We start from the raw sequence: 17,841 nt of genomic DNA, 5'->3' as shown, positions 1-17,841 counted from the left end.
ATGAAGCGCCTTTCCCGTTCCTACGCTCAACGCAACATCGTCCTGCCCGTGCGCCGCCCGCCCCTGAAGCGGCAAGGCTCCATGCCGGCGCTGACCACCTTGGCCGTGGTCATCGGCTCCGTGGTTTCCGGCGGTGCCCAGGCCAACCCCACCGGCGGCAACGTGGTGGCCGGCTCGGCCTCGATCAATAACGCCGGCAATGGCACCGTAAACATCAACCAAAGCAGCGGCAAGGCCATCATCAACTGGCAGGGCTTCAGCATCGGCGCCAACGAGACGGTCAATTTCGTCCAGCCCGGCAGCAAGAGCGTGACCCTGAACCGCGTGGTCGGCAACGACCCGTCGGCCATCTTCGGCAAGCTCAACGCCAATGGCACGGTGATGCTGGTCAACCCCAACGGGGTGGTGTTCGGCAAGAGCGCGCGAGTGGACGTGGGCGGCCTGGTGGCCACGACGGCCAATATCCGCGACGACGATTTCATGGCGGGCCGCTACAAGTTCGATCAGGCGTCGAGCAAGCTCAACGCCATGGTGATCAACGAAGGCCAGATCAGCATCAAGGACAGCGGCCTGGCCGCGCTGGTCGCGCCCGCGGTGCAGAACTCGGGTGTCATCGAAGCCAAGCTGGGCAAGGTTGCCCTGGCCGGCGCGCGCACGTTCACGGTCGACTTCCAGGGTGACGGGCTGCTCAGCTTCGACGCCACGTCGGTGGTCTCGAACGCGCCCAAGGATGCGAACGGCAAGGCGGTGGGCGCGCTGGTCAGCAACACCGGCGTGATCCGCGCAGACGGCGGCACCGTGTTGATGACCGCGCGCGCGGTCAAGGACGTGGTCGACAACGTCATCAATACCGATGGCATCGTCAGCGCCAAGTCGGTGGGCACCAGGAACGGCAAGATCGTGCTGTCCGGCGGCGACGCCGGCTCGGTGAACGTGGCCGGGACGCTGGACGTCAGCGGCGCCAACGCCGGCGAGCAGGGCGGCAAGGTCGTGGTGACCGGCCAGAACGTCAAGGTGGCCAGCGGCGCCGTGATCGATGCGTCGGGCGCGGTTGGGGGCGGCGAGATCGCCCTGGGCAGCCAGGGCGTGACGCCTGACGACGGTTCGGCTGCGTACAGCAACAAGTCGGCCACCGTCACGGTGGCCGCGGGCGCCACGCTGAAGGCGGACGCGCTGGACAAGGGCAAGGGCGGCAACGTCACCCTGTGGTCGACCGACAATACGACTTTCGCGGGCACCATTTCGGCCCGCGGGGGTGTCAACGGCGGCGACGGTGGTTTCGCCGAAGTGTCGGCCGAGAAGAACATCAGCCTGACGGGTACCGCTGATCTGCGCGCGGCCAAGGGCCAGATCGGTACGCTGCTGATCGATCCCGAGACCATCGAGATCACCAGCGACATCGCATCGAGCAATACGGGCAATGCCGTTTCGCGCGGGTGGCTGGAAGCGCAGGCCGCCAACAGCAACATCACCTTGAGCGCGACCGGGCAGATCACCATCGATGCGATGCCCGAGATCAACCTGCAGACGCAGGCTGGTTCGACCTTCACCCTGCAATCGACGACCTCGGGCGGCATCCGCTTCGTCGATTCGAACACCGTGATCACCACGCAGGGCGGCAACATCTACCTGCAAGCCCTGGGTGTGGGCAGCTCGCTGGACAACATCGGCAGCCTGGTCACCCAAGGCGGCAACATCACCCTGCAGGCCTCCGGCAACATCAACCTGGCCAATGCCCTCAACGCGGGCAACGGCGCGGTCAGCATCGCCAGCACCGCGGGTTCGATCTATAACACCGGCGGCGCGGCCCAGATAGTGGCCGGCGGGTCGGTGAAGCTGGATGCGGAAGCCGCCAACGTGGGCGCGCCTGGCGCCGCCTTGAACACGGCCACCAGCGTCCTGGCGATTTCCACGGGTGGCGACATGGTCGTCGCCAACGCGGGGACGCTGTCGTCGCTGGCGATCAACAGCCGCCACGCCCAGGCCGGCAAGACCAACACCTATGGCTTGACCTCGTCGGGCCTGACATTCGATGTCACCGATGGCGCCAGCTATGGCCTGAACAACATCACGCAGGCTGGCCTGAACCTGTCGTTCACCGGCGATCGTTCGATCGCCGTCGGCACGGTCACTACCGGCAGCGGCGCCGTGGCGCTGACGTCGACCACCGGCAGCATCACCGGCAACGCCGGCACCTTGATCACCGCCGGCAACCTGACGTTGCAGGCCGCGACCGCCATTGGTTCCGCCTCGCAAGCCCTGACGTCCGCGGCCGGCAACCTGACCGCCACGGCCCTGGCCGGCGGCATCAACCTCAGCAACAGCGGTGCGACCAACCTGGGCAATATCAATGCCACGGGTAATGTGTCGGTGCTGTCGGGCGGCGCGCTCTACCTGGGCGGCGCCTTCAACGCCGGCGCGAACACGGCCCTGACGTCCACGACCGGCAACATCGACGCCAGCGCCGATACGCTGATTCGGACCACGACGCTGTCTTTGAGCGGGATCAGCGCAGGCGCCACGCGCGCCCTGCAAACCACGGCTTCTACCGTCAATGCGGCGGTGGGCGACAAGCTGGATGTCGTGTCCAGCGCCACCTCGCTGACCGCAGGCAATGTCTCAAGCCAGAGCGGCAACATCACCATCACCGGCGCGGGCGAGCTGTTGGCCAATAACGTCAGTTCGGGCGGCGGCGCGATCAGCCTGAAGGGCCAGGCCGTCCTGCTGAACGGCAATATCAATGCCGGCGCCGGCAGCGTCACGCTGACCAGCGACGGCATCATCGCCAACAAGGACAACAACAATACCTCGCTGATCACTGCGGCCCAGGTGTATCTGTACGCACCCGTTGCCGCCAATCCGAGCAATGGCTCCGCGCCGACCTACACCATCGGTACCTCCCAGAGCGCCCTGCGCACGGCGGCGGGTGAACTGACCGCGACCGCCGGCTCCATCTACCTCAACCAGGTCAGCGGCGCGCTGAAGCTGGACAGCTTGAAGGCCTACCAGGACATCTCCGTCCAGGCCGCCGCGGGCGTGACCGTCAACCAGGTCGACGCCGGTCTGGGCCGCCTGTCCATCAAGGCGGGTGGCGATATCCTGGCCGCGGTGCCGGCCAACCTGCTATCCGGGACCAGCATCGAGCTGAACGCCGCCCAGGGCACCCTCGGCGCCGATGATGCTCACATCAACACCAGCACCAGCGCGCTGACGCTGACCAGCGGTCAGGACATCTATCTCGACAACAGCGGCAAGACGCTGACGTCGCTGAACATCACCAACACTCACCAAAGCCCCGGAACGTATAACGTCCTGGAGATCACGTCGCCCTACCTGTCGTTCAATGTGACGGACGACGGCAGCGTCTACCATTTCAACGACGTTTACAGCGCCCCGCTGAACTCCTTCCTGTTCAGCGGCGATCAGGGCATGGTCCTGGGCAATATCCGGGTCGGCACCACGGCGTCCTTCACGGCGTCGCGCGGCAACATCACCGACGACGGCGATGCCGAAACGCGCGTCACCGCCTACTACCTGACCCTGGTGGCGAACAACGGCTACATCGGCACCGCCGATGACGCGATCGATACGAACACCAGTTCGCTGACGGCAACCACGCGGGGTAACCTTTATGTGGGCAGCATCTCGGACCTGAACACGCTGTCCGTGACGGCGCTGCACAATAACAGCAGCGACGTGTACGACCTGCAGGTCCAGGCGCCCAGCCTGTTGTTCAAGGTGCTGGACAGCACCTCCGGCCACACCCTGGCCGATGTCAGCGACACCAGCGGCTTGAACTTCACGTTCGTCAGCGATCGCGACATCACGGTCGGTTCGGTGAACACCACGTCGAGCGGGTATGTCAGCCTGACCTCGAAAACGGGTTCCATCAAGGACGACGGTGACAAGAGCACCGTCCTGGTCGCAGACGGGGTGAGCCTGCTGGCGCAGGGCGCCATCGGCGCCGAAGGCGACGACCATCTGGACATCCTGGCCCGTACGCTCAGCGCGCAGGCCAGCGCGGGTGGCGTCTACATCCAGCTGCCCAGCCCGACCGGCTCCACCAACTTCACCGGCACCATCACGCTTGGCGGCATCTACGCCTACAACGGCAACGTCGTGATCGACGCCGTGCAGGGCGACCTGGCGCTGAGCAGCACCGTCTACAGCCCGAATGGCAATGTGACGTTGACGGCCCAGAATGGCTCCATCCTGAACAGCAATGGCTACGGGATGATCACGGCGTTCGGCAACAACGTCACGTTGACAGCCGCCGGTTCGATCGGCGGCGCCGACGTTCCCGTCGAGACTTACCAGACCGCGGAGCAGGGCCGTCGCAGCATTCTGTTCAACGGCAGCGCGCCGGTGACGATCACCGCGAATGCCACTGGCGGCGATGTCTATCTGCAGGCGATCGGCACGGCCGGCGACATCACGCTGGCCTCCGTGACGGCGGGCAAGCAGGTGCAGTATCAGCAAGCCGCCGGCGATACGATCGTCGGTACGGTCACGGGCGTCACGCAGGTCAGCCTGACGAATACGTCCGGCTCCATCCTCGACGACGGTGATTCGGCCACGGCGATCACGGCTCCCGTGGTGGCCTTGACCGCGAACGGCGCGATCGGTTCCATCGGTGAAACGCTTACCTTGGCGGCGGCCGATGTTTCCTTGACGAACGGCGGCCAGATCGCCATCCACAACACCGAGGATTTCGATCGCCTCGATATCACGCGCACCAGCGGCGTGGTGAGTTTGTACGATATCTCGGGTCCCAACCTGACGAACTTCGCGCTGACGGAAGACAACGGCGCGTATTACCTGAGCGATATCGCCACCAGTAACACCATCGATTTCGGCTTCACGGGCTATAACAAGTCGATACGCGTGGGCACCATCGACGCTGGCGCGGCCGGCACGGTGCGCTTGAGCACCAACGGCAATATCGTCAATGACGACGAAGAAACGCCGGGATCGATCACCGCGTCCACGGTGGCGTTGTCCGCGGGCTCCGGCTCCATTGGTTCTACCAGCGTGGTCGAGGACGAGAATGGAGATCCGCAGACGGTGTTCCATCCGATCTCGCTGATCGGCACCAGCAAGCTCACGCTCAGCGGCGCGGGCGATATGTACGTGGACAGCGACACGGCCTTGACCGGCCTGTCCATCATCAACACCAGCACGAGCACGGTGGAGCGCGATCTGGCCGTTACGGCAGACAGCCAGACCTACAAGATTCACGATTTCGGCACCTACCTGTCGTTGATGACCATCGACGGCGCTGGCGTGCTGAACGATTTCAGCCTGTCCGCCAAGAAGGGGCTGCGCACCAACGCGCTGGCCGCCAACGATTCCATATCGCTGGAAGTGGATGCCGCCGCCAATATGGACTCGACGATCGTTCAGTCGACCGGCTCCATCGTCGCTAACAAGCTGACGTTGACGGTCATCGGCCAGAACGGCGCCGCCTTTATCGGCGTCAACGGCGGCAGTGCGCTGCAGGTGTCTACCAGCGATCTGAGCATCGCCACCAACGGCGGGATCAACATCAATAACGGTGGCCGGACGCTGGACAGCCTGACGCTGGACTTCTCCGACCGCAAGGTCGGTAGTACCGTCGTCTACCCCACGTACACCTTCGGTGGCCTGGGCTCGGGCAACAGCCTGACCATGGGATACGGCGGCAGCACGCTGTCCATGGCTGGCACGCTGACGGGCACGGATTTCTCCGTTATTTCGCTGGGCAGCATTTCCGTCGGGGCGGTCAGCACCGGCGCCGGCCAGGGCTCCATCTCGCTGACGGCGCTGGGCGACGCGGCCGCGGGCCTGAACGGCTACGTCGGCGGCACCGGTACGCTGACCAGCAAGTCCGTCAGCCTGACTGCCACGGGCAAGGGCGGCAACATCGGCAACGGTGGTGTGATCCAGACCGCCACCAGCAACCTCGAACTGGCGACGTCCGGCTCGGTTGCCGTGTCCAACAGCGGCACACTGGACTCGTTGTCCTTGACGGCGTTGCACGATGGCACCATCAACGGCCAGGTCAATTCCTACAACATCACGTCGGCCGGCCTGTCGTTCGGCCTGACCGACAACGGCCCGAACTCCGTCTACGGCATGACGGCCAACATCACGGCGACCAACGGCCTGGACCTGAGCGTGTCCACCGACCGCGCCCTGACCTTGGGTCACGTGGAAACGGCCGGCACCGGCTCGGTCGCGCTGACCAGCACGGGCATCATCTACGGCACGCACCTTGCGGTCGACGGGGTGCAGGACATCATCACGGGCGACCTGACGCTGAATGCGCAGTCCGTGCAGGGAAAATACAACGCCAATCCGGGAGAGGCCCTGTACGTCAGCGTGAACACGCTGTCGTCAGACGTGGACCAGACCCTGTGGGTGTCCAACAACAAGACCCTGACCCTGCGCGACAACAGCGCGGGTTCGTGGGGGAATGTGGTCGCCACCAATGGCGACATCCTGCAGGACGGTACCGGCCGCTATGTGACGCCCATCCTGTCGCTGACCGCGATAAATGGCTCCGTCGGCGCCGTTGGCAATGCCATCCTGACCGACACCCGCCAGCTGAGCGCAAGCAGCGGCGGCAACCTGGTGCTGGACAACACGTCCGACCTGTTCAGCCTGAACCTGTCGGACACGCACGCCGCCAACCTGGGCAGCAACGTGTTGCAGGTCACGGCCAAGGGCCTGGACTTCCGGGTGACGGATACGGGCAGCAACTATGTGCTGACCAACGTCACGGACGTGTCGGGCCTGAGCTTCACCTTCACGGGCGATCGGGCGCTGTCTGTCGGCAACCTCGATACGGGGCCCGCGCAGTCGGTCACCTTGTCCGGTCTGGCTATCCACAACATCGACGCGGATTCCCACATCACCGCCGGGCAGATCGACCTGCTGGCGGGCTCCACCATCGGCGATGCGGGCAGCTCGATCGCCACGAATACCCGCGACCTGGGCCTGACCTCCGGTGGGGACATCTACGTAGCGAACGATGTGGACCTGTCGTCGCTGTCGATCATCAGCACCGCGGTCAGCGCGACGCCCACGATCTACAGCATCGTCGCGCCGGAACTGACATTCACCGTCACGGACGACGGCAGCAAGTACATTCTTGGCAATGTGGCCGACAATACCGGCCTGAATTTCTCGTTCAAGTCGCAACGCAGCCAGGAAGTTGGCAGCATCGACGTGTTGCCCACCGGCTCCGTCAACCTGAGCACGGCCGGCAACATCACGGCCGGTAACGCGAATGGCGGCGTGAACATCAACGCGGGCGACGTTTCCCTGTGGACCTTCGGCACGAACGGCAATATCGGTGCCAACGGGAACAAGCTGACCCTGTCGACGCCGCAGCTGAATGTGCAGAACACGGGCGACCTCTACGTCTCCGACAGCAAGCACCTGGATGCCTTGAGCATCTACGCCACGGGCGCATCCGCGCGCACCTATTCGGTGGACTGGGCGTCCCGCGACGGCAGCGCGGTGACGTTCAACGTCACGGACGACGGCTCGAAGATGGTGGTGAACAACGTCACCGACACGGCCGGCGTCGACCTGAGCCTGTCCAGCACCCGCGGCATCCAGGTCGGCACGATCAACGTGGGCCTGGATGACGTCAGCCTCTCGGCGCTGAACAGCGCGCTGACCGGCGACGGCAGCTCGACCACCAGGATCGACGCGGCCGGCTTGACGCTGTCGGGCGATACGTCCGTCGGCGCCATCGGCAACGCCATCGAAACCAATGTCAACACGCTCAGCGCCTACTCGCGCGACGGCGGCGTGTCGGTGGGCCTGAACGCCGGCGCTACCGTCACCAGCTTCTCCGCGCGCGGCGACAGCTCGCTGACCAACCTGGTTGGTGACATTTCCCTGGGTTCCATCGAGCTGTACGGCCACGGCCTGACGGTGGACAACCAGGGCGGTTCCATCCTGAGCGGCACCATCAACGACGCCAGCGCTGTCAGCCTGACGGCGGCGGGGTCCATCGGCAACGTCAGCGCGATCAAGCTGCAGGCGTCCGGTGCGTATATCGTGCCGGTCGACGTGACCTTGCACGCCACTGATGCGAATGGCGCGGACGGCAGCATCGCGCTGACCGCCGATTACGGGCTGAAGGCGACCGATGTGGTCGGTACCGGTGACATCACGCTGGCTTCCGGCGGTGGGGGCACGGGTAGCTATGATCTGACGGTGGGTAACGTTTCGACCACCAACGGCGACGTGACCTTGACCGCCCAGCGCGGCAATATCCTCGGTGCCGATGGTGCGAACAATGTGGCTGGGGCCAGCGTTACGTTGACGACGTCGACGTCCGGCGCGTCGATTGGGTCCGGCACGACGGGCGTGAACGTCGATACCAAGGATCTGACGATCAATAACTCCGGCAGCTTCTATGTTGCCGACAGCGCCGATCTGGATCGCCTGACGATCAATCGCACGCCGGATAACACGGGTGGCAGTTCGGGCACGATGTCCTTGACGGCCAGCGGCCTGACGTTCAGCGCGGCGGACAGCGGCACTAGCACGCTGACCAACGTCGTGGATACGACTGGCCTGGATTTCAGCTATACGACGCGTGGGAGCATCAGCGTCGGTACGATCGACGTGGGCTCCGGGGCCGCGGCGCTGACCGCCGGCAATGGCGCGACTGGTTCCGCCAGTATCACGGCTACGTCCAGCGGCTCGCTTATCAAGGCGGGGGATTTGACCCTGACCGCGAACAGCAGCGCCGGCAGCACGATCGGTTCGACGGGGCAGGCGCTGAATTTGCAGGTCACCAACCTGACGTCCACGTCCGGTGGCAGCACCTCGATTCAGCAGAACGGCACGATCAATCTGGAAAACGTCAACGCCGGTGGCGCTCTGTCGGTCGTGACCAGCGGTGGCGACATCCTGGTCGGCCAGGTTAAGAACGGCAGCAACGCGAACCTGACGCTGTGGGCCAGCGGTGGCAGCATCCTGGCCAACGGCGGCTCGATCAGCACATCCGGAACGGGGGCGATCAGCCTCACGGCGGCCGATGGCATTGGCTCGGACTCCGCTGCGTTGGAATTGGCCGCGGCCTCGAAGACCGTGTCGGCGACGGTGACCGGGTCTGGTTCGCTCAATCTGGCCATTCTGGATTCGCTGACCGGCGGCCTGACCACCACAGTGACCAACGGCTCGACGAACATCACGTCGGCCGGCGCGATCAAGCTGACCAACCTGACCTCCAGCACGGACGCCGCGGGTAATGACATCAACGTCACCGCTGAGTCGGGCAATATCAGCCTTGGCGTCGTCACCGCCGGCTCGAAAAATTCGGGCATTTCGCTTACCGCGCAAAACGGGTCTATCGTCGGCACCGGCACCGTGGTGTCGGCCTACCGGGTGACGCTGGATGCGAGTGGCGACGTCGGCGGCGCCGGCACGGCTGTCATCGCCGTGACCAGCCCGCGTATCGAAGCCAACAGCACCAACGGATCTGTCTATCTGCAAGCAGGCGATGGAAGCATTCTTTCCTATGCCACGGGCAAGAACATCAACGTGGAGGCGCTTGGCAACCTGCAAGTTGCCAACGCGGTGGCAACCGACAGCATCGTGGTCCAGAGCGCGTCGCTGTCCCCCAGCGTCCTGGTGGCGGGCAACATCGATGCCGGAACGGGTAGCGTGCAGCTGCTCTTCAATACCACCGGCAGCAGCATCATCGATGACGGTAACGCCGCTACGCGCATCATAGGCAGCACGGTCTCCTTGTTTGGTTCCGCAGGCATCGGCGGCGCCGCGCCCGGCGATGCCAAGACGGTGCAGACGACGACGTCATCCCTCTCTGCTTCCTCGGTCAACGGCAATATCTATATCGACGACAATCGCGCCGCTGGCATCGATCTGCATGAGATCGGTACCAACGATGGCGCCGTCGCCATCACCACGGCAGGTGACACGGTCGTCACTCGCCTGATTGTGAACACCCCGCGCGCCACCAACACCGTTTCGATCGACGCCGGCGGTGACCTGAAGGTCATCTACATCGGCGCCGGCTACACGGCAGGCGTCGGCGCAGGCGATGTGACGCTGAAGGCGGCCGGCGACATCAGCGGTACGAGCGGAACCCTGATCTACGGCAATACGCTGAATGCGACGGCTGGGGGAAATATCGGTTCGGTCACCGACACGACCATGACCAATGGTGGTGCCCTGATCACCAACGTCTCCCATCTGGGCGACCTGACCACTCAGGCCGCCGGCGTGATCGCCATCGACAACCGCAGCGCCAGCTCGTTGTCGGTCGGCACCAACACCGACCCCGGCACCGGCGGCACGTTGAGCGTCCGCAACCAGGGCAACCTGGACGCGAGTTCCGGCATCGTCGACGGCCTGCAGAGCCTGCTGTTGTCCTCGAACGGCACCCTGATCCTGCCCGAGGCTGCCTTGAATGTCGCCGGCAACGCGACGTTGAAGGGCGTGACCGATGTCGTGGCCGACGGCGCCACGCCGCGTACCCTGAACGTCAACGCTGACAGCCTGACGTTCACCAGCGGTGCCGCCGGCGGCGACACCAAGCTGGTCACGGAAGTGGAGACGATCAACGCCAAGCTGACCAACACGTCCAGCGCGGCGAACCTGACGGTGGATAACACCGGCGACCTGGATGCCACCCTGCGCACCAGCAACGGCGACATCACCGTTACCAACGATGGTGACCTGACCGCCACCAGCGTGCAGGCCGCGGGCAATATCGACCTGTCGGCGACTGGCAAGGTAGATGCGGTCTCCGTGGTGGCCACGGGTGCCGAACGCGCCATCTCCATCACGGCCGATGGCGGCGATATCGGCATCGGCACCATCGACGCCGGTAGCACCGACGGGCAAATCGTCCTGACGGCCCTGCAAGGCAAGATCGCCAATTTAGGCGACAGCGACAGTCTGACGGCTTATGGCCTGACTCTGACCGCGCGCGATGGCATCGGCGACACCAGCTCGCCGCTGCGGATCGAAGTCAGCGAAGTCACCGGCTCGGTGACCGGTACAGGCGGTTTGTATCTTTCCGGCAGCGACGCCCTGACGTTGAACGACCTGACCACCAACGACGGCGACATCAGCATCACCACGAGGGGCGATCTGGTCATCAAAAGCGACAAGGATCTGGTTGCCGGTAACGGGGGGAATGTCACCCTGCATTCGATCATGGGCGACGTTTCGATCAACAAGGACATCGTTGCCGCCGACATGGGTAGTCTGACGGTCATCGACTTCGGTGGCACGGTCACCCTCGGCAATGTCACGACCAGCGGCGCTCAGAGCTACTACGGCAATGACGTGAAGCTCGGCGGTGACCTGGTCGCCGGATCCATCGAAATCTCCGGCCGTTTGGCGCTCACGGGGAATGACCCGATCGGCTACGGCCGCAGCCTGTCCACGGCGGCCGCCAATGGCGATATTTCGATCCAGACCGTGAGCGACGGCAATATGGCCGCGCTTACGTTGGACGCTGGCAGCGGTAAAGCGTCGATTTCTTCCAGTGCGGCCAATCTGTATTCGCTGACAGTGACGGGTGAGGGCAACTATATCTCCGACGTTACGACGTTGCGTGAACAGACGTATAACGGCACCACGGCACTGGCGGGCAGCTTCCAGACCACCGATGCGGCCTTCACGGTCAACGGCGATGCGATGGTGGCTCGCGATGTGACCGTGAATACGGTTGCCAACAACGGCACCGTTGGCGGCGCGGTGTGGTTCGGTGGCAGGCTGGTCAGCAACGAAGGCGCGTCGTATGGACTGCAAGTCGACGCCGGCACGGCGGACGTGACGTTCAACGGCGTCGTCGGCCAGGAAGCCGTGTCGCTGTTCAGCGTCCCCATTCCGACCGACTCGGGCGCCCGCCTGGGCGACCTGACGGTGAACACCGCCGGCGCCACCGTTTTCAACGACAAGGTGTACGCCGCTTCGGTCACGACCGATGATCCGGGTACCCTGGCCCTGAACGGCAGCCTGATCGACACCACCGGCAACCAGTACTTCGGCGAATTGGCCGTGCTGGGCACCAATGTGACGCTCAAGGGCGCGTCCGTCACCCTGAATCAGGGCGCGGAAGGCAGCACCGCGGGCGGTCAATCCTTGACCATCGACGGCGAAGCGCTGATTAGCGGCGTGCTGGGCGCTGACAAGGCCCTGGCCGCGCTGACCGTCACCGGACCCACCAGCCTCAACCTTCATTCGGTCAACACCACCGGCGCTCAGTCCTACCAGGGCGATGTCGTCTTCATCGGCGACGTGGACTTGAAAACCACGGGCGGCAACGTCGCCTTCGGCGGCACCGTCGACGGTCCGGGGGACTTGACCATCACGGCGCAAAGCGGCAACGTCAGCTTCGGCGGCGCTGTCGGCAGCAACCTCACGCTGGATTCCCTGACGGTCGACACCACGGGCACCGTGGCCATCAACGGCGGTTCGGTGACCACCTGGGGTGAGCAGGACTACAACGGCCGCGTCACGCTGGGCGCCGATACGATCTTGGCGGGTGACGAAGTACATCTGAATGCCGGTGCGGATGGCGCACATTCGCTGATCATCGGCGGCCGCGGCATCATCACCGGTGCGGTTGGCGCGCAGCAGGCCTTGAGCAGCCTGACTGTCACCGAAGGCACGATCCTGAATCAGGGCAGCATCGCCACCACGGGCTCTCAGACTTACGAGGGCATCTTCATGGTGCGTGGCGACCAGCAACTGTCCACGCAAGGCGGCGACGTATTGTTCGACGGATCGGTCAGCGGCAACCACAACCTGAGCGTCGCGGCGAATGGCGGCAAGGTCAACTTCACGCATGGCGTGGGCGTTGGCGGCGATGTGGATCCGATCGCCGCCTTGACGGTCGATACGTCGGGCTCCATCCTCTTCGGCGCCAAGGTGCGTGCGGCGTCGGTGACGACCCTGGGCAAGGGCACCGTCGCGCTGGCGGTTGGCGACGTGGTCACGACAGGCGCACAGAGCTATGACAGCCGGGTCGTCATGAGCCAGGACACCGTGCTCAAGGGCACGCAGGTGGCCCTGCTGAACGGCGGTGACGGCGCGCATGCCCTGACCATCGACGGCAATGCCACCTTGGGCGGCACGCTCGGTGCCAACCAGGCCTTGAGCTCCGTGACGGTCAAGGGCACGACCGTCTTCAACGACGGCAGCATCACGACCACGGGCGACCAGAACTACACCGCGGCGGTTACGACGGTCGGCACGCAAGCGCTGACCAGCCGCGCCGGCGATGTGGTCTTCGCAGGCACGGTGGATGGCGCGGGCGCGGGTAGCGGCGGACTGGTGGTGCAAGCCGCCGGCGACGTCACCTTCGACGGCGCCATCGGCGCGACCACGCGGGCCGGCAATCTGTCGGTCACCGCGGGCGACACTACGCATTTCGTGGGCGCCATCCGTGCCGCTTCGTTGACGACGGGTTCGACCGGTACGCTGGCGCTCGACGCCGGCTCGGTCGACACGACGGGCAACCAGCGCTATGGCCAGCACCTTGTGCTGAGCAAGGACACCACCTTGACCGGCGCCAATGTGGCACTGCTGGCAGGTGTGGACGCGGCGCAGGCCGGCACGCAGGCGCTGCACATCGCCGGCAATGCCGCCATCACGGGTGACGTCGGCGGTTCGTCCGCTTTGCGCAGCCTGGCCATCGACGGCAGCACCGCCATGAACGCCGGTTCGGTGCAGACCGTGGGCGACCAGACCTACGGCGGTGCCGTGGCCCTGAGCGGCGCGCGCAACCTGATCAGCAATACGGGTTCTGTGATCTTCGGCAGCACCTTGGATGGCGCCGGCAACAACCTGGCGATCAACGCGGCGCAGAACATCGCCGCCGCGGGTGACTTCAGCAACGTGGGCAACCTGACGCTGAACGCTGTCGATACCATCGTGTTCAACGGCGCGGTCGGCGCCCGTCGCGTGCAGCAGCTGCAAGCGCAGTCCGCTACGTACGGCGGCAAGCTGACGGCCTCGGGCGCGGACGGCATCGACCTGACGGGTGGCAGCTTCACCTTCGGCGGCGATGTCAGCGCTGATGCTGGCGCGATCAAGATCGCCGGCACCGATGCGGCGGGTTCGGTGAAGTTCGCGGCCGGTTCCACCGTGCAGGCGGCGACGACCTTCACGCAGAGCGGCGCGGCGACCCTGTTGCTGCCGGCGCGTCTGTCGGCCCGTGACTCGGTCACCTTGGGCGCGGTCGGACAGATCCAGGGTACGGGCGTGGCCATCACCACGCAGGGCGACATCACGATGCCTGGTCTCTATGGCCCGCAAGCCACGGCGACCCTGACCCTGGGTTCGCCCAGCCTGGCCAACCCGCTGGGCGGCAAGCTGAGCATCGGCCTGAACGATGCCGATCCGAACCACAAGCTGAACGTGCGTGTCCTGGCCGTGCCCACGGCCGGCTCGGCCCAGGTCTATGGTTCGATCGGTGGCCGTAGCGGCGCGGTGGCGGCAGCCTTTGTCACCAGCCCGCTGGTCGGCGCGCCGTACTTCATGAACGCCACCCCGTGGGGCCCGAACGACATCGTGCAGCGTCTTGCCGCCGCCACGGCCCCGCGCTGGGTCGCGCCGAGCAAGCCGGGCGTCGATTCGCTGTTCCGTGGTACGGTACCGAATAACGCTTTCGGTCCGGACGTGCTTGGCGCCTACGCCGATCCCCAGGTGCTCAAGGTGTCGCTGGTCGATATCGCACCCTGAACGGCGCCTAACTCAGATTTTTCGGATATTCAATAAATGACTACGAATTCGCTTCCTCTGTTTTATGTTCAACCGCGTCCGCTGAACGCCAGCCTGCATGCCAACCTGTCGTTGGCGACGGCCCAGGGCTTTGCCTACGCGGCCAAGACCAATGCGGTGCCGCTGGTGGCGACCGAACTGCCGACGGCTTGCCGTCATTTCCCCATCGTCTTCACCGATGGCCCGCAGCCGGCCCCGGTGGCGGTGCTGGGCGTGCGCGCTGGCGAAAACCTGTTCGTCGGCGCCGATGGCAAGTGGCGTGAAGGGACCTACATTCCGGCGTACATTCGCCGTTACCCCTTCATCTTCACCGAGAACGCCGACCGCAGCCAGTTCACGCTGTGCGTGGACGAAGCCGCCGAATCGGTTGTCGAAGGCCGTGACAATCCTTTCTTCGACGACGCCGGCGAGCCTACCGCCCTGGCGCGCAGCGCCCTGGAATTCTGCCGCGACTACCAGAACCAGCATGCGTTCACGACCGAGTTTTCGGCCGCTTTGGCCGAAGCCGATCTGCTGATCGAGAACCGTGCCGACATCACGCTGGCTGACGGCCAACGCCTGGCCCTGTCGGGCTTCAAGGTGGTGGACGAAGCCAAGTTCAACAAGCTGCCCGACGAAACCTTCCTGCGCTGGCGCGCGCATGGCTGGCTGCCCTTGATCTACTGCCACCTGCTGTCGATCAACACGTGGCCCGCGCTGATCAACCAGCTGCAACCCGCCGCCGAAGGCGAAGCGAAGTAAGCAGCAATCGCCACACCCCGTCGCGCCCGCGCTGCCGTCCTGCTGGATAGCAGCCAGCGCGACAAACAAAAGGCCCACGCCCTCCAGGACGTGGGCCTTTTGCTTCTGGGGGTACATTTCAGAGTGACGGTTGTGTCCCGGGTAGCTGTGCCGGCAGGCACGCTTTCGTCATAGAATGGGCAACGCCGTGGGCGCGCCAGATGGGCTTAGTCTATGGTTTGTTATCCGTTTACTTGGGAGGCGGCCCATGGACAAGCAACGCGTCCTTGAACTTCTGGCTCGTAGCAAGCCTGAACTCGGTGTCCGTTTCGGCGTGACCCGTCTGGCTTTGTTTGGGTCGACGGCTAGAGGGACAGCGAGACCTGACAGCGATGTGGACGTTTTGGTGGCCTTTGCTGGCCCTGCGACTGCCGAACGTTTCTTTGGCGTTCAGTTCTATTTGGAAGACTTGCTGGGGTGCAACGTCGATCTTGTGACCGAAAAGGCGCTCCTTCCTCGGTTCAGGCCATTTATTGAGCAAGACCAGGTCTATGTCTGAAGAGCCACGCCGGGAGTGGCGTTTCTATGTCGAGGACATGATCGGATTTGCCGAAAAGGCAATCTCCTATACCCGTAGCCTGGACCAAGCGGGCTTCGTGGCGAGCGACTTGACCTATGACGCTACGTTGCGGAACCTGGAGCTGATAGGCGAGGCAGCGACTCGTATTCCCGATGAGATTCGAGCCGCGCATCCCTATATTCCGTGGCGCATGATGATCGCGACGCGGAATCGCCTGATTCACGCTTATCTTGGAATCGATAACGATATCGTCTGGAGCATTATCCAGGACGAGCTTCCTAAGCTATTGCTTCAGCTTCGTACGCTAAGAGCATAGGAAAAAGCCTGGCAGCAGGCACCGCCGGGCCTTCTCCGTGCCTGCAGGAATTCCCCCGATTGACCGGGGCGATGCCATCTCTCCCCCGATTCACTGCGCCAGCAGACGCTGGATTTCCGCCTCGGTTTCCTTGTAGCGGCCTTCGCCGAAGTGGGTGTAGGTGATGCGGCCTTGTTTGTCGATGAGGTAGAAGGCGGGCCAGAAGAGGTTGTTGTAGGCCTTCCAGGTGGCATAGCGATTGTCCTGGGCGACCGGGTAGGTGATGCCGAAGCGTTCGACGGCCATCTGGACGTTGGAGGTCAGGCGTTCGAAGGGGAATTCAGGCGTGTGCACGCCCACGACGACCAGCCCCTTGGCCTTGTACTTCTCGTTCCATTCCTTGACGTAGGGAATGGTGTGGATGCAGTTGATGCAGGTGTAGGTCCAGAAGTCGACCAGCACGACCTTGCCGCGCAACTGCTCCATGCTCAACGGTTCACTGTTGATCCATTTTTCGATGCCCGTGAACTCAGGCGCGGGATCGTTGGGCATGGCGGCGGCATGGCCAACGGAGGTAAGGAAAACGGTGGCCAGCGCCAGTTTCTTCAAGGTCTTGAGCATGGTGGACTCCTGGGTGATCGGTTGATGTAGCGGTGATCCTGGCGCGCCAGGCGGGTGCCGGCGTGGTTTTGGATTGACGCTATTTCAACTGTCCGAGGTATCCGGTCTGTGCCGGAAACGGGCTTTTTTTCAAGCTTGTGTATCGGGGCTCGGCGGCCGATACAGTGCGGTACACAAGCCTTGCGGGCGGTGGATATAAAGCGTCCATAGCGTTGCTTTCCACCCCATATTCCAGACCCCGCAAGGAGCTTTGCCATGGCAGTTCAGATGCTCTCCGAAGCCCGCATCCGCGGCGCTCGCCCGTCCGCCCGGCTCTCCGTCCGGCCTGCTGCCGGGACGTCCCGCGCCGTCACCCCGGCCCGCAAGGATGCCGCTCCGTTCCCCAGGGACGCTGTCCGGCCCGGCACTGAAGCCGCCCAACACGGCACGGACGGCCGCTGGCTCAGCGACGTCGACGCCTGGGCCTTGCCCTTCGACCTGGCCTGCGGCGGCAGCGGCGCGCCGGCCTCGCGCGCTGCCCGTGGCGATACCTACGAGGTGTGGTCATGAGACGCCTGCTTGCCGTGCTCGCGCTGTTGTTCGGCGGCCTGACGACCGAAGCCGTCAAGCCGGTTCAATGCGAGCTGATCGCCAATACCCAGACGCGCCGCCGCGACAGCGACAATTGCGCATAGGCGTGAAGCCGTGTGGGAGCGGCGGCGTTGGGCGCTGGTGGGCACCATGCCAGCCCCCTTTTTGCCGCCTTGTGTATCCAGGCCCCGGCTTGATACATAGGCGTACAAAAGCCTCTTTCCCCCGTCCGGCCCCTTGCCTTACATTGGCGTCGGACAGAAATCGCCGCCCCGCGCCCCGCGCGGAACGG

Annotated in this window: 7 protein-coding genes; 6 read left to right on the top strand and 1 reads right to left on the bottom strand. The window is 64.5% G+C overall.

Annotated features, from left to right (window positions below; genetic code table 11):
• The 4 genes from ASB57_RS16470 (at position 1) to ASB57_RS16455 (ending at position 16,379) form a co-directional block, all read left to right on the top strand.
• Positions 1–14,724, top strand: a complete 14,724-nt coding sequence (locus tag ASB57_RS16470; RefSeq protein WP_057653202.1) for a filamentous hemagglutinin N-terminal domain-containing protein — start codon at positions 1–3, stop codon at positions 14,722–14,724.
• Between the two features lie 36 nt (positions 14,725–14,760).
• Positions 14,761–15,504 carry a SapC family protein gene (locus ASB57_RS16465; RefSeq protein ID WP_057653201.1) on the top strand — a complete coding sequence of 248 codons (744 nt, stop codon included), beginning with the start codon at positions 14,761–14,763 and terminating at the stop codon, positions 15,502–15,504.
• A gap of 247 nt (positions 15,505–15,751) precedes the next feature.
• Positions 15,752–16,042 (top strand): nucleotidyltransferase family protein, encoded by a 291-nt coding sequence (locus ASB57_RS16460; protein ID WP_057653200.1) that lies wholly within the window; start codon positions 15,752–15,754, stop codon positions 16,040–16,042.
• On the top strand, positions 16,035–16,379 hold the full coding sequence (locus ASB57_RS16455) for a DUF86 domain-containing protein (protein ID WP_057653199.1): 345 nt from the start codon (positions 16,035–16,037) through the stop codon (positions 16,377–16,379). The genes ASB57_RS16460 and ASB57_RS16455 overlap by 8 nt, the downstream gene beginning before the upstream one ends.
• Positions 16,380–16,469: 90 nt before the next feature.
• On the opposite strand, the gene ASB57_RS16450 is transcribed toward ASB57_RS16455, so the two are convergent.
• Entirely contained in the window at positions 16,470–16,979 is a 510-nt protein-coding gene (locus ASB57_RS16450; RefSeq protein WP_057653198.1) for a thioredoxin family protein, read from the bottom strand.
• Between the two features lie 255 nt (positions 16,980–17,234).
• Between ASB57_RS16450 and ASB57_RS16445 the strand changes: the two genes are divergently transcribed.
• Together ASB57_RS16445 and ASB57_RS31740 are read left to right on the top strand one after the other, a co-directional pair.
• Positions 17,235–17,528, top strand: a complete 294-nt coding sequence (locus ASB57_RS16445) for a hypothetical protein (protein WP_057653197.1) — start codon at positions 17,235–17,237, stop codon at positions 17,526–17,528.
• A complete protein-coding gene (locus ASB57_RS31740; RefSeq protein WP_255361970.1) occupies positions 17,525–17,653 on the top strand; it encodes a hypothetical protein in 129 nt (42 codons plus the stop codon). Before ASB57_RS16445 ends, ASB57_RS31740 begins: the two co-directional genes overlap by 4 nt.
• Positions 17,654–17,841: the final 188 nt, after the last annotated feature.

It is taken from the genome of Bordetella sp. N (assembly GCF_001433395.1).
Classification (GTDB): Bacteria; Pseudomonadota; Gammaproteobacteria; order Burkholderiales; family Burkholderiaceae_B; genus Bordetella_C.
Note: the sequence above shows the minus strand (reverse complement) of the source record. Positions and strands in the feature narration are given on the sequence as shown.

Bases quoted from the DNA above. Each gene is read 5' to 3' on its own strand.
- ASB57_RS16450 (WP_057653198.1), bottom strand. From the start codon at position 16,979: ATGCTCAAGACCTTGAAGAAACTGGCGCTGGCCACCGTTTTCCTTACC.
- ASB57_RS16460 (WP_057653200.1), top strand. From the start codon at position 15,752: ATGGACAAGCAACGCGTCCTTGAACTTCTGGCTCGTAGCAAGCCTGAA.
- ASB57_RS16445 (WP_057653197.1), top strand. From the start codon at position 17,235: ATGGCAGTTCAGATGCTCTCCGAAGCCCGCATCCGCGGCGCTCGCCCG.
- ASB57_RS16455 (WP_057653199.1), top strand. From the start codon at position 16,035: ATGTCTGAAGAGCCACGCCGGGAGTGGCGTTTCTATGTCGAGGACATG.
- ASB57_RS16470 (WP_057653202.1), top strand. From the start codon at position 1: ATGAAGCGCCTTTCCCGTTCCTACGCTCAACGCAACATCGTCCTGCCC.
- ASB57_RS16465 (WP_057653201.1), top strand. From the start codon at position 14,761: ATGACTACGAATTCGCTTCCTCTGTTTTATGTTCAACCGCGTCCGCTG.
- ASB57_RS31740 (WP_255361970.1), top strand. From the start codon at position 17,525: ATGAGACGCCTGCTTGCCGTGCTCGCGCTGTTGTTCGGCGGCCTGACG.